Origin of the sequence: uncultured Tissierella sp., assembly GCF_902479755.1 — a bacterium.
GTDB classification, from domain to species: domain Bacteria; phylum Bacillota; class Clostridia; order Tissierellales; family Tissierellaceae; genus Tissierella; species Tissierella carlieri.
The window spans coordinates 1-20,626 of the sequence record NZ_CABSQO010000004.1 but is presented as its reverse complement, the minus strand read 5'-3'; the positions used below and the strand labels follow the sequence as shown (position 1 = coordinate 20,626).

General features: G+C 32.3%; 14 protein-coding genes. All 14 read right to left on the bottom strand.

Annotation, left to right across the window (positions count from 1 at the left end):
• Positions 1–141: 141 nt before the first annotated feature.
• Positions 142–837, bottom strand: a complete 696-nt coding sequence (locus tag RDK80_RS03295; protein ID WP_094900918.1) for an ABC transporter permease — start codon at positions 835–837, stop codon at positions 142–144.
• Positions 834–1,778: an ABC transporter ATP-binding protein gene (locus RDK80_RS03290; protein WP_308523457.1), complete on the bottom strand. Its 945-nt coding sequence runs from the start codon at positions 1,776–1,778 to the stop codon at positions 834–836. Before RDK80_RS03290 ends, RDK80_RS03295 begins: the two co-directional genes overlap by 4 nt.
• A gap of 357 nt (positions 1,779–2,135) precedes the next feature.
• Positions 2,136–5,657: a pyruvate:ferredoxin (flavodoxin) oxidoreductase gene (gene nifJ / locus RDK80_RS03285; RefSeq protein ID WP_256310864.1), complete on the bottom strand. Its 3,522-nt coding sequence runs from the start codon at positions 5,655–5,657 to the stop codon at positions 2,136–2,138.
• Between the two features lie 212 nt (positions 5,658–5,869).
• Positions 5,870–6,061 carry a PspC domain-containing protein gene (locus RDK80_RS03280; RefSeq protein ID WP_094900912.1) on the bottom strand — a complete coding sequence of 64 codons (192 nt, stop codon included), beginning with the start codon at positions 6,059–6,061 and terminating at the stop codon, positions 5,870–5,872.
• Positions 6,058–7,935: an excinuclease ABC subunit UvrC gene (gene uvrC / locus RDK80_RS03275; RefSeq protein WP_256310865.1), complete on the bottom strand. Its 1,878-nt coding sequence runs from the start codon at positions 7,933–7,935 to the stop codon at positions 6,058–6,060. The genes RDK80_RS03280 and uvrC overlap by 4 nt, the downstream gene beginning before the upstream one ends.
• 174 nt (positions 7,936–8,109) lie before the next feature.
• Entirely contained in the window at positions 8,110–9,336 is a 1,227-nt protein-coding gene (locus RDK80_RS03270) for an FprA family A-type flavoprotein (protein ID WP_256310866.1), read from the bottom strand.
• A 170-nt stretch (positions 9,337–9,506) separates the two neighbouring features.
• Entirely contained in the window at positions 9,507–11,285 is a 1,779-nt protein-coding gene (locus RDK80_RS03265; protein ID WP_256310867.1) for an aminopeptidase P family protein, read from the bottom strand.
• A complete protein-coding gene (gene eutH / locus RDK80_RS03260) occupies positions 11,275–12,357 on the bottom strand; it encodes an ethanolamine utilization protein EutH (RefSeq protein ID WP_256310868.1) in 1,083 nt (360 codons plus the stop codon). Before eutH ends, RDK80_RS03265 begins: the two co-directional genes overlap by 11 nt.
• A gap of 103 nt (positions 12,358–12,460) precedes the next feature.
• The gene (locus RDK80_RS03255) at positions 12,461–13,426 is read right to left on the bottom strand and encodes an ABC transporter ATP-binding protein (protein ID WP_256310869.1); all 966 of its coding nucleotides are present in this window, start codon (positions 13,424–13,426) and stop codon (positions 12,461–12,463) included.
• Positions 13,427–14,416, bottom strand: coding sequence for an ABC transporter ATP-binding protein (locus RDK80_RS03250; protein ID WP_256310870.1), 990 nt, complete (start codon positions 14,414–14,416; stop codon positions 13,427–13,429).
• Positions 14,417–14,432: 16 nt separating this feature from the next.
• On the bottom strand, positions 14,433–15,332 hold the full coding sequence (locus tag RDK80_RS03245; protein ID WP_256310871.1) for an ABC transporter permease: 900 nt from the start codon (positions 15,330–15,332) through the stop codon (positions 14,433–14,435).
• 29 nt (positions 15,333–15,361) lie between these two features.
• Complete coding sequence (nikB, locus tag RDK80_RS03240) at positions 15,362–16,288, bottom strand: nickel ABC transporter permease (protein ID WP_256310872.1); 927 nt, start codon at positions 16,286–16,288, stop codon at positions 15,362–15,364.
• Between the two features lie 107 nt (positions 16,289–16,395).
• Complete coding sequence (locus RDK80_RS03235) at positions 16,396–17,946, bottom strand: glutathione ABC transporter substrate-binding protein (protein WP_216557136.1); 1,551 nt, start codon at positions 17,944–17,946, stop codon at positions 16,396–16,398.
• 264 nt (positions 17,947–18,210) lie between these two features.
• Positions 18,211–20,562 carry a phosphoenolpyruvate synthase gene (gene ppsA / locus RDK80_RS03230; protein ID WP_256310874.1) on the bottom strand — a complete coding sequence of 784 codons (2,352 nt, stop codon included), beginning with the start codon at positions 20,560–20,562 and terminating at the stop codon, positions 18,211–18,213.
• Between the last annotated feature and the right edge of the window lie 64 nt (positions 20,563–20,626).

Genomic DNA, 20,626 nt, shown 5'->3' with positions numbered 1-20,626 from the left:
TTATTGTATCAAATTTCCTATAGTATTACTAATTTATTTTATATTCATCATAATATAATATTCTTATATGCTGCTCTTTATGTGCAAAGAAAAAGTAGAGCTTAAGCTCTACCTAGTTAATTCATCTAAAATATTTTATATCTACATGTTTTCTAATATAGAATATGCCTTAAATTTATTTTTAATTATCAGTGATAATAAACCGATACCACACAATAAAATCAACTGATATACTAGTATAAAAGCCCATGATATAGATCCAGTATATAATTTCCCTAGAACTGGTGCAATTACAGGCATAGCTATAAAATAATTAAATAGATTTGCTGACTTTACGGTTTTGCTCTTTAAAGAAATTAAAACTCCTAGAAAAGTAGTAAAAAAACATGCTATTAATGAATTAATAAATATAAAATATATAGCTTTGAAAGAATAGAAGTTTAAAACTAAATTTTTATATTCTATAAAATTCATTATTATAAATAATATGTAGCTTATTCCAAAAATTATAGCTATAATACTTAAAGTTACAATAACTATATATATTACCTTCCCTAAAAAAATATATGCCAATGGTACTGGTGAGAGCAAAAGTGTTTCTATTGTTTTTCGTTCCTTTTCTCCGGCAAAAGAATCTGCTGTTAACCCTGATGGAATAATACTGGCTATAATCTGAAAGACAAATCCCATTATATACCAACTTCTATTCAATATACTTTCTTTTGCAGATATAGGTATAATAATCCCTATAACAGCAATAAGCATTATATAATATGATATAAATTCTTTTGATTTTAATAATTCTTTTATTTCTTTTTCCATAATAGCTCTTATCATATTGCATTTTCCTCTCTATGGCTATCTACATAAAGTTTATTCAAATCAAATATTTCATGTTCTACATTTACAATATTAAAGTTATATTCCATAAAGATTTTTAGAATGCTATTTATATCATTTAAACTATCAATCTCCATCTTTATAGAATTCATATCAAACTCTATATTATCAACCTTATTCTTTTTTAATTCCTCTTCTATTTGTTCTTTAAATTGAAATAAATCTTGAATAGTATTTATTACAATTCCTATAGATTCTTTATTCCTTGATAAGCTATTAATATTATCACTATATACAATTTTTCCTTTTTTAATTATAGTAATGTATTCGCATAGTTTCTTCACTTCTTCTAAGTCATGGCTACATAAAACCACAGAGATTTTTTTGATTTTAACTAGTTCCTCAATAAGTTCATGAAATTCACTTTTACTTATAGGATCTAATCCATTAGAAGCCTCATCTAATAGAAGCAATTTGGGTTCATTGATAATTGCCCTAATTATTCCTGCCTTCTTTTTTATCCCTGTGGAACAATCTTTAATAAGCTTATTTTTAAACTCTGAAATTTGAAACATCTTAAGATAACTATCTATTCTATTCTTTAATTCTTTCTTCTCTATATTATAAAGCCTTCCATAAAATATTAAATTATCATAAATACTTAATCTATCATACATGGACATATTTTCAGATAAAATACCTATGTTTTTTCTAAGCTCATACCCATCATCAGTTGGATTTAATCCCAATACCTCTACTTCTCCCTTATCTTGCTTATATGTTCCCCCTATAATCCTTATTAATGTTGTTTTCCCAGCTCCATTATGACCTAATAATCCATGTATACATCCTTCATTAAAATCAACGCTAATATCATCAAGAGCTATGTTATTCCCAAAGCTTTTCTGTACATTTTTAACCTGTACTATTTTATTCATCTATCCTTTTCTTTCCTTTCTTTTTATTATAATATCCATAACCCTTAGTTATAATTGCTATAGCTAAAAATATTGCAAAGTATCCCCATTGACTCATTAACCTTCCCCCTATTCTTATATCTCTTTATTTAAATTTTTAGTCCATCCAAATACCTATTGAAATTCTTCTTTTGAAATATATCTCCTATTGAATTCCTATATTGTCCTATTGTATATTAAAGCCATTATATCCTTACTAAATGCCATAGTCAACTTATTGATTTCACTGGTTTTTCGACATATTTCGACATATCTTAATATAATATATAAAATAAAAAGGTTATCGTCGTCACGATAACCTTTTTATTTTATATATTATTACTCAGCCATTTTCTTGTATTGATCATATCTTGCCTTAGCATCTGCCTCAGCTGCTTGGAATAATTCATCTGCTATCTCTGGGAATGTTCTTCTTAATGAAGTATATCTCACCTCAGAGTTGATGAAGTCCATAAATGGTTCTGTTGGCTCTTTGGAGTCAAGAACAAATGGATTCTTTCCTTCTTCCTTAAGTCTTGGGTCGAATCTAAATAGATGCCAGTATCCTGTATCTACAGCTTTCTTTTCTTGCTTGATTGTCTTACCCATTCCAACTCTAATACCGTGGTTAATACATGGTGCATAAGCTATAACTATAGATGGTCCATCATAGGATTCTGCTTCTTTAAGTGCTTTAATAAGTTGATTCATATTAGCACCCATAGCTACTTGAGCTACATAAACATATCCATAGGAAGTCATCATAAGCCCTAAGTTTTTCTTAGTTACTTTTTTACCAGAAGCTGCAAACTTAGCAACTGCTGCAGTTGGTGTCGCTTTAGATGATTGACCGCCTGTATTTGAATATACTTCAGTATCCATAACTAATATGTTTACATCTTCTCCTGATGCTAGAACATGGTCTAGTCCACCAAATCCAATGTCATAAGCCCAACCATCTCCACCAAATATCCACATGGATCTCTTAATTAGATAGTCTTTAAGTTCTTCAATTTCAGCAAGAATTTCTTTTCCTCTTGCACTTGCTACATCTTTGTTTAATCTTGGTAAAATCATTCCTGTAGCTGCTTTTGAAGCCTTAGCATCCTTCATACCTTCTATCCAAGCATTAAAGTATCCATTTAATTCTTCATCTATATTTAATTCAATAAATTCTTTCATTAATCTTTCAATCTTATCTCTCATTTGTTTAACAGCTACTGCCATACCATAGCCATACTCAGCATTATCTTCAAATAATGAATTTGCCCATGATGGTCCTCTGCCGTCTTGACCTTTACAATATGGCATAGATGGTGCAGATCCACCCCAGATTGATGAACAACCTGTAGCATTGGCAATCATCATTCTATCTCCAAACAATTGAGTGATTAGTTTTACATATGGAGTTTCTCCACATCCAGCACATGCTCCTGAGAATTGAAGATGTGGCTCTTGGAATTGAGATCCCTTAATACTATATTCGTCCATTACATCTGTTTTAGCCTTAATTGTCATAGCATATTCCCAATTTTTAGTTTCAACTTCATATTCTTCTTCAAATGGAGTCATAACTAAAGCTTTTTGTTTAGCTGGACATACATCAGCACAATTTCCACATCCTGTACAGTCTAGCGGACTGATTTGAATCTTAAATCTTAAGTCTTCTAAGCCTTTTCCTGTAGCCTTTAGTGTCGTAAAGGTTTCTGGAGCATTTTTCTCTTCTTCTCCATCTAACAAGAATGGTCTAATAACTGCATGTGGACAAACAAATGAACATTGGTTGCATTGGATACAATTTTCTGGTATCCATTTTGGTACATCTACTGCAATACCACGTTTTTCATAAGCAGATGTTCCATGTGGGAAGGATCCATCTTCTCTACCAACAAAAGTACTTACAGGTAGATCGTCACCTTCTTGTCTGTTCATTGGTGTCAATACCTTTTCAATGAACTCTGGTACATCTTTACCTTCTACCTTTCCAGCTTCTGCATCTTTCCATGATGCTGGAACATCTATCTTAACTAAAGCATCAATGCCTTTATCTACTGCTTCATAGTTCATTCTAACGATTTCTTCACCTTTATTGCCATATTCATCAACTATAGATTTTTTTAAGTGAGCAACTGCTTCATCTAATGGTAATACCTCTGATAGCTTGAAGAAAGCTGATTGCATTATCATATTGATTCTTCCGCCTAATCCTATTTCCACTGCCATCTTAGTAGCATCTATTGTATAGAAGTTGATATTATGTTCTGCAATATATTTCTTCATTGATGGTGGAAGGTGTTTGTCTAATTCCTCTGGACTCCAAGTACAGTTTAGAAGGAAAGTTCCTCCATCTTTTAATCCTCTAAGTAAATCATATTGATATACATAGGATTGTTTCGAACAAGAAACAAAATCTGCATCAGTAATTAAATAAGTTGATTTAATTGGTTTATGTCCGAATCTTAAGTGAGAAATAGTAACTCCACCTGATTTTTTACTATCATATGCAAAATATCCTTGAGCATACATATCAGTATCGTCACCAATGATTTTTATAGCAGATTTATTAGCTCCAACTGTTCCATCAGAACCAAAGCCCCAGAATTTACATTTAATTGTTCCTTCTGGCTCGGTCTTTATAACTTCATTAATATCTAATGATAGGTTAGTTACATCATCTACTATACCAATAGTAAATCTATCTTTTGGTTGATCAGCTTTTAAATTTTCATATACAGCTAATATTTGTGATGGAGTAGTATCTTTTGAACCAAGTCCATATCTTCCACCAACTATAACCGGTCTTATATCTGAATCATAGAATATATTTTTAACATCTAAATGTAGTGGTTCAGCAACAGCGCCTTTTTCTTTAGTTCTGTCTAATACTGCTACTTTCTTTACAGTTTTTGGTAACACATCGAAGAAGTATTTTGGTGCAAAAGGTCTGTATAGGTGAACTTTTATAACTCCTACTTTTTCCCCTTTTGCTATTAAGTAATCAATAGTTTCTTCTATAGTTTCGGTAACTGAACCCATAGCAACTATTACTCTTTCAGCTTCTGGATGTCCATAGTAATTGAAAGGTTTATAATCTCTACCTGTAATTTTGTTTATTTCGTTCATATATTCTACTACTACATCTATTATCTTTTCATAGTATGGATTAGCAGCTTCTGCAGCTTGGAAATAAATATCTGGATTTTGTGCCGTTCCTTTTGTATATGGTCTTTCTGGATTCAATGCTCTTTGTCTAAACTCATTAAGGGCATCATAATCAACTAATTTCTCTAAATCTGCATAATCCATTACTTCAATTTTTTGTATTTCATGAGATGTTCTAAATCCATCGAAGAAATGTAAGAAAGGAACTCTTCCTTTTATAGCAGAAAGATGTGCAACACCTGCTAAATCCATTGTTTCTTGAACAGAGCCTGAAGCAAGTAAAGCAAATCCTGTTTGTCTAGCTGCCATAACGTCTTGGTGATCTCCAAAGATACTAAGGGCATGTCCAGCTATAGCTCTTGCTGTAACGTGGAATACTGCTGGTAACAGTTCTCCTGCCATTTTATACATATTTGGAATCATAAGTAATAAGCCTTGTGAAGCCGTGAAAGTAGTAGTTAATGCTCCTGCTGATAGGGAACCGTGTACTGCCCCTGCTGCTCCCGCCTCAGATTGCATTTCTGTAACTAATACTTCTTGTCCAAATATATTTTTTCTGTCATTGGCAGACCATTCATCTACTAATTCTGCCATTGTTGAAGATGGTGTGATTGGATAGATTGCAGCTACATCAGTAAAAGCATAAGCAACATGAGAGGCAGCAGTATTTCCATCCATGGTCTTCATTATTTTTGCCATATATAAACCTCCTTTTTATTATAAAAACTATTATAGTTTGTAGATATTTTAACATTCTGTCAATTGAAACATTAGTAATTTATGACAGTGTGTTCCTATTCAAGTATATGAAATATTGGAACGAAAGTCAATCTCTGAAAGGCCCAATTTTAATAACAGATTATTTGCATTATTCTGTTATTTGCTTTGTTTCATCTAATACATCTTCAATATTAAAAGCTTCTTTTTGGAATAATCATGCAAGCTATAATATATGCTATTATTCCTGGAAAAGCTACAGTAAAAAGAGATAATAATACCCAGGCAAGTCTTACTAAAGTAGAGTCAATATCAAAATATTCTGCAATTCCGCCACATACTCCACATATTTTTTTATCAGTATCAGATAAAAATAATTGTTTCATCTTTTTTCCTCCTTTTCTTTATTAAAATGATTATATAATTCTTCTGCTACTGCTCTATTCATACCCTTTACTTCTACTAATTCTTCCAGAGATGCTTTTTTTATTTTATCAATACTTTCAAAATGCTTTAGAAGTTCGACCTTTCTTTTTTCTCCTATACCTTTTATATCATCTAATTCAGACTTAAACATTTTTTTAGTTCTAAGTGATCTATGATAAGATATAGCAAAGCGATGGGCCTCCTCTTGAATTTTATATATTAATCTAAACCCTAGAGAATCTTCTTCTAATCGAATCTCTTTATTATTATATATTATGCCTCTAGTTTTGTGAAAATCATCTTTTACAAGACCACACACAGGAATATTTATATTTAAATCTTTTAATACTCGAATTGCCACATTGACTTGACCCTTACCACCATCCATCATTATTAAATCTGGAAAAATTGAAAATCCTTTTACCTCTATTTTATTCTCTGTCATCAACTTTCTCTCTTCAATGCCCCTAGTAAATCTTCTCAACAATATCTCTTCCATACTGCCATAATCATCTGATCCAGTTATGGTTCTGATTCTAAATCTTCTATAATCTGACTTCTTAGGCTCTCCCTTTTCAAATACTACCATTGAACCTACTGATTCTACTCCACTAATATTTGATATATCAAAGGCTTCAATTCTATTTAATTCACTAGAAATGCCAATAATATTTTGTAACTCTTCTAAGGCTTTTTGATTTTCCCTAGCCTTCTTTAAAAACCTATCGCCATATTGATTTAACATGTCTAAGGCATTTTTTCTCACCATCTCCATTAAATCTACTTTGTCTCCACGTTTTGGTATTAATATATTTACCTTAGCACCTTTCTTTTCACTTAGCCATTTACTTATAATCTCTATATCAACAATATCCTCTTCAATTATTATCTCTTTTGGTACATAGGCTGCCCCTATATAGAACTGTTTAATAAATGAGCTTAGTATTTCCTTTCTATCTTCTTCAAAAGTATCTTCTAATATAAAATGTTCTCTACCTACTATCTTCCCGTCTCTAATAAAAAAGATTTGAATACATACTTCTTCAATACCTCTCGCCATTCCAATTACATCTTGGTCTACCACATTTGTTGTTGATACAATCTTTTGTTTCTCATGAAGTAGGTTTAAAGAATTTATTTGATCTCTATATTTTGCTGCTCCCTCAAAGTCTAGAGCTTTAGCAGCTTCCTTCATTTTGTTTTCTATTATATCTACTAGCTTATCCTCTTTCCCATTCAAAAATAAAAGTACTTCATTTACCATATCCATATATTTTTTTTCATCCACGTTGCCTTGGCAAGGTCCTAAACATCTTCCTATATAAAAATTTAAACAAGGCCTTGTTTTTCCTATATCTTTATCTAGATTGCGGTTACATGTTCTAAGAGGATATAAATTCCTTATAATCTCTATTGCATCATTTACTGCATATACGCTAGGATAAGGTCCAAAATATTTAGCTCCATCTTTTGATATATGCCTAGTTTTCATAACTCTAGGATATTTTTCATTAACAGTTACCTTGATATATGGATACTGCTTATCATCCCTTAATAGAATATTATATTTAGGTTTATGTTTTTTTATCAAATTAGCTTCAAGGATTAAAGCTTCTATTTCATTATCTACTATTATATATTCAAATTCAGAGATATTCTTAACCATAGCGTTAACTTTAGGCGGATTATTTTTTCCTGATTGAAAATACTGCCTTACTCTCTTCTTGAGAGATATTGCTTTTCCCACGTAAATTATCTCATCATTCTTATCCTTCATTATATAAACACCTGGTTTATCAGGTAACTTTTTTAATTCTTCTTCTATGTTGAACATTTGATCACCCTTCAGGCTTTCGCCAATTTTAAATTTTGAATGTTAAACTTTAAATTAAAGCCTATATTTATATTATAGCAAATTAATTAGCTTTTAGTTGTTAAAATTATCGCATTTATATATAAAAGGCGATACTAATATTTTTTAGTATCGCATTCTATTAACCATTCACTTTTAACTATTCACTGCATTCCTCACTTCTTTTACTAAGTCTCTAATTCTTGTTTCAATTAATTGTAAATCTTCGTCTCTTGGACTTCCTTTAAACTCGACTGGCTCTATGAAATCCCACTTCATACAATATTTATTCATAATCTCATCAAGTTCTTTTTGAGCTCCACCTGACCAACCATAGGAACCAAATCTAAAAGCTTTTCTTCCAAATACTTTTTTCTTTCCTAATTCTTCTAATACTGCAGCCATTGGTGGGAACATTTTATATTCATAGGTTGGCATAGCAAGTATTATTCCTGTAGAATTCCATGCTGATGCTAATACTGTGCCCCAAGAGACTTCTGGAACTCTATGAACATTAAACTTTATATTTTCTTCCTCTAATACTTTCACAACATAATTTACTGCTTTTTCTGTCATTCCATACATTGATCCCCATATAAGAGTTATTTCTTCTTTTGCAGGTCCCTTCTGATAGGAAGCATATCTAATATAGTCTTCTATAATCTTATTAGGATTCTCTCTCCATACTATTCCATGACCTGGTGCAATAATCTTGATAGGTAAGGCAGAACATTTATCAATAGCTTTTTTAACCGGCATAGAAAATGCTGCTACAATATTTGCATAATATCTAACAGCCTCATTCTCATAGAAATCAATATCATCAGATTTTAACATATCATCATAATTGGATTCTGTAGCATTACCAAATGATCCAAAAGCATCACAGGAAAACAAAGTACCTGTCAAAGTATCAAAGGTTGCTATTGTATCTGGCCAATGTACATTAGGGATCTCTACAAATTTTAAAATATGGCCATTACCCAAATCTAAGGTATCATCATCTGTTACAACAGTAACATTTTCAGTATGTCCATAGAAAGCATCTAATAACTCAGCTGACTTTTTACTACAAACAACTTTAAAATTAGGATTTATTTTCTTAAAATCTTCAATCCATCCTGAATGATCTGGCTCCATATGATTTATTATAAGATATTCTATTGACTTAGGGTCTATATTTAGCTTATCTAAAAGAGCAAATAATGATTCAGGAACTCCATCCCAACCACAAACTCCATCTATAATTGCAGTTTTTTCCCCTTTAATTATATAAGAATTTAATGCAACTCCATTTGGTATTTCCCATAATCCTTCAAATAATATATTTTCCACATTTACTGAAAGTAAATAGGTATCATCACTAACTTTTGTCACGTTCATTCTCATTTCCCCCTAATTCTAATATGTATTAATAACTCCAATTAATATTTAAAAAACAGAATTCCTTTACTTCCTATACCCATATTTTACCTATTCAAAACCATGAATAGAATAAGTATAACCTTTGGTGCCTGGCACCGAAAGTTATACTTATTCTAATTCATCATAACTTATATACTTCTAGTTTCCTCTCTCAACCAAGCTTTTTCTTCTTCATTTAAATAAGGAGAAAGTTTATCAAACACCTCTTTGTGATATTCATTCACCCAACTTCTTTCCTCTTCAGATAATAGATTTACATCTATCGCTTCTATATCTATTGGAACAAATGATAATATTTCAAACTTCATAAACTGACCTGAATCAGTTTTTATATCTTCCTGTACTACAACTATATTTTCTATTCTTATTCCATGACTTCCTGCTTTATATACACCTGGTTCTATACTTGCGATCATACCCTTTTCCAGTACAACTGTATTTGCTACCATAGCTATTCTATGAGGACCTTCATGTACTCCTAACAAATATCCTATACCATGACCAGTACCACATTTATAGTCAATACCTTCCTGCCATAATGGATATCTAGCCAATACATCAAGACTATGTCCTGTTGCACCATAAAGGAATCTTGCATTCCCTAAATTAATATGCCCTTTTAGAGTTAAAGTGAAATCTCTTTTTTCTTCTGCAGTTATAGGCCCCATAACTACTGTTCTAGTAATATCAGTAGTTCCATCCAGATACTGTCCACCAGAGTCAACTAAATATAGACCTTCTTTTTTAATTTCTGCATTAGAATCTTCACTAGCAGAATAGTGCATCATGGCTGCATTTGCCTTGTATGCTGAAATAGTATTAAAACTTGGTTCAATAAATCCTTCTTGTTCTTTTCTAAACTCTAGTAATCTTTCCTGTGCTGACATTTCAGTAATAGGTATTTTGCCTATATTTTTATCTAGCCAATACAAAAACCTAACTAATGCAACTCCATCTTTTATATAAGCATTTCTTTGATTTTCAATCTCAATAGAATTTTTAGTTCCCTTTAGTTTTGTGGTAATATCCATACCATCTATTATTTTACATTCAGATGGTATGGCTTTGTATATCCATCTGTTAACTCTATTCTTATCTACATATACTCTCGAATTCTTATCTATTTCTTCTACATAATGGACTACTTCTTCATATCTAGCAATTTCAACTCCATTCTCATTTAAGAAAGATTCTACCTCAAAATTTATCTTTTCCTTATCTACAAACAAATAAGACTTATCCATTGAAATTAAAGCATATGAGATTACAACAGGATTATTTATTACATCCTTCCCCCTTATATTGTAAGTCCAAGCTATATCATCTAGACTTGCTATAAGGAAATAGTCTGCATTGTGCTTTTTCATCTCACATCTTATTTCTTCAATTTTCTCTTTACCAGTTTTACCTGTATATTTTAATTGGTGTATAAATACTTTCCCATTAGGTAACTTAGGCCTATCCTCCCAAATCTCACCTATTAAGTCATATTCATCAACAAATTTAATATCTTTTTCCTTAAATTCTTTTTCCAAGTTTTCAACTGAGGATTGTGGAAATACTTTACCATCAAATCCAAGAACATCTCCATCCTTTAGATTATCTTTCAGCCATTCTGTATAAGTCGGAAATCCAGGTATTGCTATTTTAAATAATTTATATTCACTACCCTCTAATTCCCTTTCTGCTTGAATAAAATATCTGCCATCTGTCCAAAGAATTGCTTCTTCTTGGGTAATGACTACAGTACCAGCTGAACCTGTAAATCCTGATATCCATACTCTTCCCTTATAGTGGTCAGCCACATATTCAGATTGATGGGGATCTGCAGTGTTTACGATATAGGCATCAATACCTCTATCTTTCATTAAATCTCTTAATTTCTTTACTCTTTCATTAATTTTCATACTCACCCCTCCTAGGTTTTTCTAGTTTTAATAATAGCACAGCTACTAAAATAGCAGAAATACCTGCTGCTAACTTAGATATTATAAATGGATTAACTGTCTCTGGTGAAACTGATGAAATATAACCTAGTTGACCTCCAAAGGTGAATGCACCAGATACAGCAAATGCTGCATTTAATATCTTTCCTTTTTCATTCATTTTATCATAAATTCCCAACATTGGAATGCAATTAGCTAAAGAACTAAAGATTCCAAGTATAGAATATTCATCAAGTTCAAATTTTTTTCCTATTTTAGACAAGTACTTATGTAATATTCTAGATATAACGTGGAACATAGGATAGGCTCCTGACAATATAATACCTATCTTTACCACCAATATAGCTCCCTCTTCAATTGGAATCATACCTTTGATCAATTCAATTCTAAACATGAAATTTACAATAGATAAAATCAATCCAAATGTACTGACGATTATAATAATCTTACCTAATATATTAAATATTTTAATAATACTTTTCTGAGCCTTTAATAGCCCAAATACTATTATTATGGAGAATACTACTACCGGAATCAAGCTAAAAATAATATCTACTGCCTTTAGTCCCATCATTAACCCGCCTACAATCATCCCCAATGGTATAGTCATGATTCCAGCCAAAACTCCCTTGGCAAAATAATAAAAGTCATCTTTAGATATTAACCCTACAGCTACTGGTATAGTAAAAGATATAATTGTTCCGAGCATAGATGAAAGTATAAGTCCGTTAAACTCTCCAACAACTCTTGATGCCGCTATACCAATACTAGTAGTATATCCTCCCAAATCCGGAGCTAATAAACTGCCTATAAATACAGAAGGGTCCGTATTTATAACTCTTGCCAGTGGATAAAGTATTGGTGTAAGACTCTTTGCTACAATAGGAGATATACTATAAATCCCAATAATAGTTAAAGCAAGTCCCCCCAAGGCTTTAAATCCTTCATCAAATTTCTCTCCTAATCCAAACCTATTATTTAATATCTTGTCAATTCCTGCAAGAATTGAAAAAACAACCATTATATTAAGCATTTTCCACCTCAACTATATAATATTCTTATTATACTATACTTATATATTTTAGAAAAGAAAAAAGGCAGATAATCTGCCTTTAGCTTTTTTCTTTGATATCTAACTATTTTAATCCATTTATTTCTCTAATATGATGGCACGCCACAAAATGACCTGGCATTATTTCTTCTATTACTGGATTGTCAACATGACAGTTGTCTTTTGCATAAATACATCTTTGTGCAAATCTACATCCTGGCTTTGGATTTATAGGAGAAGTGATTTCACCTTTTAATAAAACTCTCTCTCTCTTATACTTTAAACTTGGTACTGGAATAGCTGAAAGTAACGCCTTTGTATAAGGATGCAATGGATTCATAAATAATTCCTTAGAATCAGCCTTTTCAACTAGTTGACCAAGATACATTACAAGTATATCATTTGAAATATGTTTAACAACAGATAAGTCATGAGTGATAAACATATAAGTTAAATCCATTTCTTTTTGTAAATCTTGCATTAGATTTAATACTTGCGCCTGAATAGATACGTCAAGAGCTGATACTGGCTCATCGCAGACAATAAATCCCGGATTAAGCGCTAAGGCACGAGCAATACCAATTCTTTGTCTTCTACCTCCATCAAGTTCATGAGGATAAGTATTTACAAGTCTTTCAGCTAGACCTACAGTATCCATCAATTCAGACACTTTTTTATCTATTGCTTTTTTATTTCTTATGGTTTTATGAATTATCAATGGTTCCTTAATAATTTCACTAACAGTCATCCTAGGATTTAGAGATGAAAATGGGTCCTGGAAAATAATTTGCATTTTCTTTCTTAATTCTCTAAACTGTGATTTTGTGACCTTTGTAATATTTTGTCCTTCGTAAAATAATTCACCGTCTGTTGATTCTAATAGATGAAGTATCACCCTACCTAAAGTTGATTTTCCACAGCCTGATTCCCCTACAACTCCAAGAGTCTCTCCTTTGTTAATGTCAAAAGTAACACCATCCACTGCATGAAGTAGTCCTTTAGGGGTATTAAAGTGTTTTTTTAGGTTTCGAACTTGTAAAATTGGTTCCATCTATATTTCCCCCTTTGGTTTTACTTGTCCAGTATAAATTAAGCATTTTACCTTGTGACCAGGAGACACTTCTATATCTTCTGGATGATTAGCTGCACAAGCATCTGTTGCATGTGGACATCTTGGATGAAATTTGCAGCCTGAAGGTAAATCAGTAGGATCTGGCATTAATCCTCTTATTGGTTTTAATCTATCTACTTCTTCATCAAGACTTGGAATAGAACCAAATAATCCTACAGTATATGGATGTTTTGGGTTTTCAAAAAGATCTTCAATATCTGAGTACTCTACTATTTCTCCTGCATACATTATAGCCACTTTGTCACAAACTTCTGCCACAACACCTAAATCATGAGTAATCAAAAGCATAGCCGTATTAAATTCATTTTTCAAATTATTCATAAGGTCTAGAACCTGAGCCTGTATAGTAACGTCAAGAGCTGTAGTAGGTTCATCAGCTATTAAAAGTCCCGGATTACATGCTAATGCTATAGCAATAACCACTCTTTGCTTCATACCACCTGAGAATTGATGTGGATAGTCATTAGCTCTAGCTCCAGGTATACCAACTAATTCAAGCATTTTCTTAGCTTTTTCGTCTGCTTCTTTAGTAGATAAATCCTCATGTATTTCAATAACTTCCGCTATTTGTTCTCCTACTGTCATTACAGGGTTTAAAGCAGTCATAGGGTCTTGAAATATCATAGATACTTTATTCCCTCTTATCATTCTCATCTCTTCCTCTGAAAGCTTTAGTATATTTTCACCTTCTAAAAATATTTCCCCGTCAATAATCTTTCCAGGAGGATTGGGAACTAACCTTAGAATTCCTAAAGCAGTTGTTGTTTTTCCTGCTCCTGTTTCTCCAACAAGACCTAAAGTTTCACCTTTGTTTAAATCTATATTAATACCATTTACAGCTTTAACAGTACCTTCTTCTGTTATATAATGAATGTGTAAATTTTTAATATTTAAGAATTCCTTGCTCATTTAAGTCCCTCCTCCCTTATTGTTTTAGTCTAGGATCTAGAGCATCCCTTAAACCATCACCAAGTAAATTTAACGAAAGTATAGTAATCATAATAGCTATTCCCGGAAATGTAGTAACATGCCATGCCTCTCTAATGAATTGTCTGCCTGATGAAAGCATCGCACCCCATTCAGGAGCTGGCTTTTGAATACCTAATCCTATAAAGCTTAAACCTGCTGTTGATAATATAGCACCAGCAACTCCTAAAGTACCTTGTACAATTATAGGTGCCATAGAGTTTGGTAATATATGTTTTAATATAATTCTAGTATCTTTAGCCCCAATTGCTTTAGCAGCCTCAATAAATTCTTGATCCTTAATGGAAAGTACCGAAGCCCTTACAATACGTGCATAACTAGGTATAGATGATATACCTACTGCAATCATTAGATTTAGCATACTTGTACCAAGAGCAGACACTATAGCAATAGCAAGTAATATACTTGGAATCGCTAAGAAAATATCCATTGCTCTCATTATGACATTATCAAGCTTTCCACCATAAAATCCAGCAATTGCTCCTAAAGTACCTCCTATTATAATAGCAATACCTACTGCTATTATACCTACCTTTAAAGATACTCTAGCACCATGTATCATTCTAGCAAATATATCTCTACCTAGTTCATCAGTGCCCAAGATATGTTCTTTACTTGGCCCTTGAAGTCTTATTGAAGTGTTCATTTTTATAGCTACTTCTTCATAGTCAGCAATTATATCTGCAAATAAAGCTAATAATATTAAAATAACGATTATAGTTAAGCCTAACATAGCCATTTTATTTTTTCTTAATCTTCTCCATACTTCTGACCATTGACTTCTTTTCCTTTTATTCACTTTAGAGTCGTTTCCATTACTTTTAACACTACTATCCATTTATTTTACCTCCTTGCCTAAGTACTTAACTATTTATATTGTGATTTTATTCTTGGATCTATAAATGCATATAGCATGTCAACTAAAAGGTTAACAACACTAAAAGTTACAGATATAAATACAACGGATGCTAAAACTGTAGGGCTATCTTTTTGTTTAATAGCATCAACCATTAATCTTCCTAATCCTGGCCATGAGAATACAGATTCAGTAAGTACAGCACCACCTAGCAATCCTCCAAACTGTAGACCTATTACTGTAACTACAGGTATTAAAGCGTTCTTTAGAGCATGTTTATTTATTACCTTTTTCTCTGCTACACCTTTTGATCTAGCAGTTCTTATATAATCTTGTCTAATTACCTCAAGCATAGATGATCTAGTCATACGAGTAATAATTGCAGCAGATCCAACTCCTAATGAAAATGCAGGTAAGATCAAATGTAATAAAGTATCAGAACCGCTTGATGGTAAAACTCTAAGTTTTACAGAAAATACTAGTATCAGCATTAAACCTAGCCAGAATACGGGCATGGAAACTCCGATTAAAGCTCCAATCATAGATATACTATCTAGCGCTGAATATTGTTTAGTCGCTGAAATAATCCCTACTGGTATTCCTATTATAACTGCGATAATCATTGCAGCTACAGTAAGCTTCAAAGTAGCTGGGAATCTTGCAAATACCTCATCAAAAACAGGTTTTTTAGTTGAATAGGATCTCCCAAAATCTCCTGTTAACGCCTTTGTAATAAATCTAAAATATTGAACTATAAATGAATCATTTAAACCCATCTCTTCTCTTAGGGCTTCCACCTGTTCAGGTTGTGCACTTTCACCGAGTATAAGCTTCGCTGGATCTCCTGGTGTAAAGTACATAATTGTAAAAACCAAAAACGTAACTCCTAGCATTACTGGAATTAAAAGTAATAATCTACGAATAATATATTTATGCACATTTCTCCCTCCTTATCTAATAGGTATACACTATCATTGTTTCTAGTTACTACACTAAAGAATTAGAAGCGAGACATGATTGTCCCGCTTCATCATAAATTTACATTTTATTCTTCGACAGTTGCACCTTCGATAGTTACATTATATAATGAGTGATGTCCAGCAGGATGTAATTTAAAACCTTTTATCGCTCTATGCTGACCAGCATTTTGATTTTTGAAGAATAAGAATAATTGAGGAGCATCCTGTACAATTAATTCTTGAGCTTCTTTATAAGCTTCTAATCTCTTTTCTTGATCTACTTCAGTTTTACCAATATCTAATAATTTATCTACTTCTGGATTGCTATAGAAAAATCTATTTCCAGCATCTCCATGTTGTGAACTATGATATAGTGCATAAAGACCATAGTCTGCATCACCAGTTACTGCAGTCCATCCAAGGATATACATATCATGTTCTCCAGCCGCTGTTCTATCTAGATAAGCACCCCATTCAACTTGTTCTATCTTAGCCTCTATACCTACTTCTTTAAGCTTAGCTTGAACTATTTCAGCTATTCTAACTCTTTCAGGCTTATCATTTGTCCAGATAGTAGTCTGGAATCCATTCTCATATCCAGCTTCTTTTAATAATTCTTTTGCTTTTTCTGGATCATATTTATAACCTTCTATATTATTATTTGCTCCAAATACTAAGTCTGTTAAAGGTGATTTAGCTGGTTCTCCTGCACCTTCAAGTACTGTAGCTATTATTTCATCTACATCTACTGCATAGTTAATAGCTTGTCTAACTCTAATGTCATCGAAGGGAGCCTTCTTAGTATTGAATCCTAAGTATTCATTTGAAAATGATGGTCCTTCAATTAATTCTAATGAACTATTATCAGTAACTATTCTCTTATCAATTGGCTCAATATCATAAGCTATATCGATTTCTCCAGTTTCAAGACCTGTAGTTCTGTTTGTTCCTTCAGTAATATTTCTAAACACAACATTCTTAACCTTTGCAGGGCCTTGGAAATATTCATCAAATCTTTCAAGAGCAATCTTATCTCCTGATTGCCAGTCCACAAATTTGAAAGGTCCAGTTCCTACCGGTTTTTGTCCATAATCAGCTCCAGCATCTGTAACAGCTTTTTCATTTAATATTGAAGAAGCAGTGTGAGTAAGATGGGATAAAAGTGGAGCAAATGGCTCAGAAGTAATTATCTGAACTGTATAGTCGTCAATAACCTTTACCTCACTAACAGGTCCAATTATATGAGCAACAGATGGTGAATTTATCATTCTTTCAAATGTAAACTTAACATCTGACGCTTTAAACTCTTCTCCATTATGGAACTTAACACCTTGAGCAAGTTTAAATTCCCAAGTTAATTCATCTATGCTTGTCCATGATTCTGCTAAAGCTGGAACTAATTCCATGTCTTCATTAGCAAATATTAAAGTGTTATAAATTTGCTTTATAACTCTTGATGATGGCTGATCATTACTTGCATGTGGATCTAATGTCTTAGCATCTGCACCTTGGGCAACTACCAAGGTATCAGCTGGGTTCTTTCTAGCAATTTCTTTATTCCCATCACAAGCTGTTAAAACAAGTGATAAAATAAGAGTAACGATTACTAGTGATAAGACTTTTTTGTTTTTAAACATTGAATCACTCCTTATTTTTTGTTTCTTAAATCGTATTAATAGTATCTTCACATTAATAAATTTACCAACATTATCCATTGTTGTATGTATTCTAAAAATTCTAAAAATACGATTTTTCGGCTTTGTTCGACAATTTCCGACAAAATAGATTATACTATACCTCCATAGATTTGACAACTAGAAAAAAATATAAATTAAGGCACTGGTCTATACCAGTGCCTTGTACTATAGATTTTCTCTATAGTATATAAACTTCTTATAAAATTAGATTTCTCTTAATTTTTTTAATATCATTTTTTGTTCTACTGAAGCAACTAATCTTCTTGTATAAGCCACCGTATCTGGATTAACACTCATACTATCAATTCCTTCTTCAACAAGGAATTGTGCAAACTCTGGATATTGACTAGGTCCTTGACCACAAATAGAAATTGTTTTTCCATATTTATGTGCTGCCTTTATAAGAATTGATATAGCTCTCTTAACAGCTTCGTTTCTTTCATCAAAATATCCCATATTATTCAATATACCTGAATCTCTATCTGCTCCCATTACAAGTTGAGTAAGATCATTGCTTCCTATACTAAATCCATCTACCATTTGAGCGAACTCTTCAGCTTCAAATACTACTGATGGTACTTCTGCCATTATCCAAATCTTAAAGTTCTTGTCTTGAACTAATCCTTCCTCCGCCATTATTTCTTTTACCTTCTTTAATTCCCATGTAGTTCTTACAAAAGGTAACATTGCATATACATTTGTTAGTCCAAATTCTTCTCTAACTTTTTTCAATGCCTTACACTCTAATCTAAATCCTTCTTCATATTCTGGAGAAATATATCTAGATACTCCTCTCCAACCGATCATTGGATTTGCTTCTATTGGCTCTACTTCATCTCCACCCTTTAGACCTCTAAATTCATTTGTTCTAAAGTCTGACATTCTTACAACTACTGGTCTTGGATAGATTTCTCCAGCTACCATTTGAATTCCTTCAGCCATCTTATCTATTAATAATTGTCCTTGACCCGTTTTTACTAAATACATTGGATGTGCACCAATCATATTTGTAAATATGAACTCTGTTCTCATTAGACCAATACCATCTAGAGGCAAGTTTTTATATCTTCCTATTAATGAAGGTTCTCCAAGATTCATATATATCTTTGTAGCTGTTATTGGAGCTAACCCTGCTAATATTTCTTCACTTATTCCTACAGCTCCTCCCTCAGCTTTCTTTTCTTCCTTCTTCTCTAATACCGTACCTTCATAAACTACCCCTCTACTTGCATCAACGGTTACTTCCAATCCTTCTGGTAAAATTTCACTAGCATTTTTTGCTCCTACTATACAAGGTATACCAAGTTCTCTAGATACTATAGCAGCATGACAAGTTCTACCTCCATCATCTGTAACTACTGCTGCGGCCTTTCTCATAGCTGGAACCATATCAGGATTTGTCATTACTGTAACTAAAATATCACCATCTTCTACTCTTCCAATTTCAGATATATCTTTAATATTTCTAACATTTCCTCTACCAATTCCAGGGGATGCAGGCAAGCCCCTCACAAGCATTTTTAATTCTTTTTGTTCTTTTACTTCGCTCACACTAACATCTCCTTTTAAAGTAGTTATTGGTCTTGATTGTAATATATATAGTTTTTTAGTATCTCTATCAAATCCCCATTCTATATCCTGATGCGCTCCATACATTTCCTCTATCTTAATTCCATAATTTACTAAAATCATTATTTCTTCATCTGATAGGCATTGATCATTTACTTTATCTTGACCTAGATAGTCTGCAATTTTGATTTCCTCTGTACCTACTCCATCTTTCCTCTTTACTACCATAATATTTTTTTCTGCAATGTGCTTCTCTTCGATTTCTTTTGATTTCTTATTCACTAAATACTCATCTGGTGTTACTGTTCCAGATACTACTGCTTCACCTAACCCCCAGCTTGCATTTATCATTATTTCATTAGTGTCACTATTTACAGGATTGGCAGTAAACATAACTCCTGATTTTTCACTGTTGACCATTTTTTGAATTACAACTGATAAGGATACATCAAAATGCTCGAAATCTTGTTTTACTCTGTAATATATAGCTCTAGCCGTCCAAAGAGATGCCCAGCATTTTCTAACATACTTAATTAGTTCTTCATCTCCACTTATGTGCAAATAAGTATCCTGTTGTCCAGCAAAAGATGCCTCTGGTAAATCTTCTGCAGTAGCTGAAGATCTTACAGCTACTTCTGGAGTAGTTAAATTGACTTTATCACTAAACTCTCTATAAGCGCCTATTATTTCCATCCTTAAATCTTCTGGTATTTTCCCACAATTTATTCTATCTTGAATAGCACGACTCACATTTTGAAGCATATCAGAATTTTCTTCATCTAATCCTCTGATTAATTCTTTTATTACTTCATCTAACTCAGCATAGTTAATAAAGTGGGTATAAGCTCCTGCTGTTATACAAAATCCTGGTGGTACATCCAACCCTTTTTGAGTCAATTCTCCTAGGTTTGCACCTTTACCTCCTACAACAGGAATATCATTTTTATTAATTTCATTAAACCATTTAATGTATTTATATTCAGTCATTATAATATCCTCCTATTTGCTTTTATATTATATATTATAGCATATATATTTAAATGTGCCATAC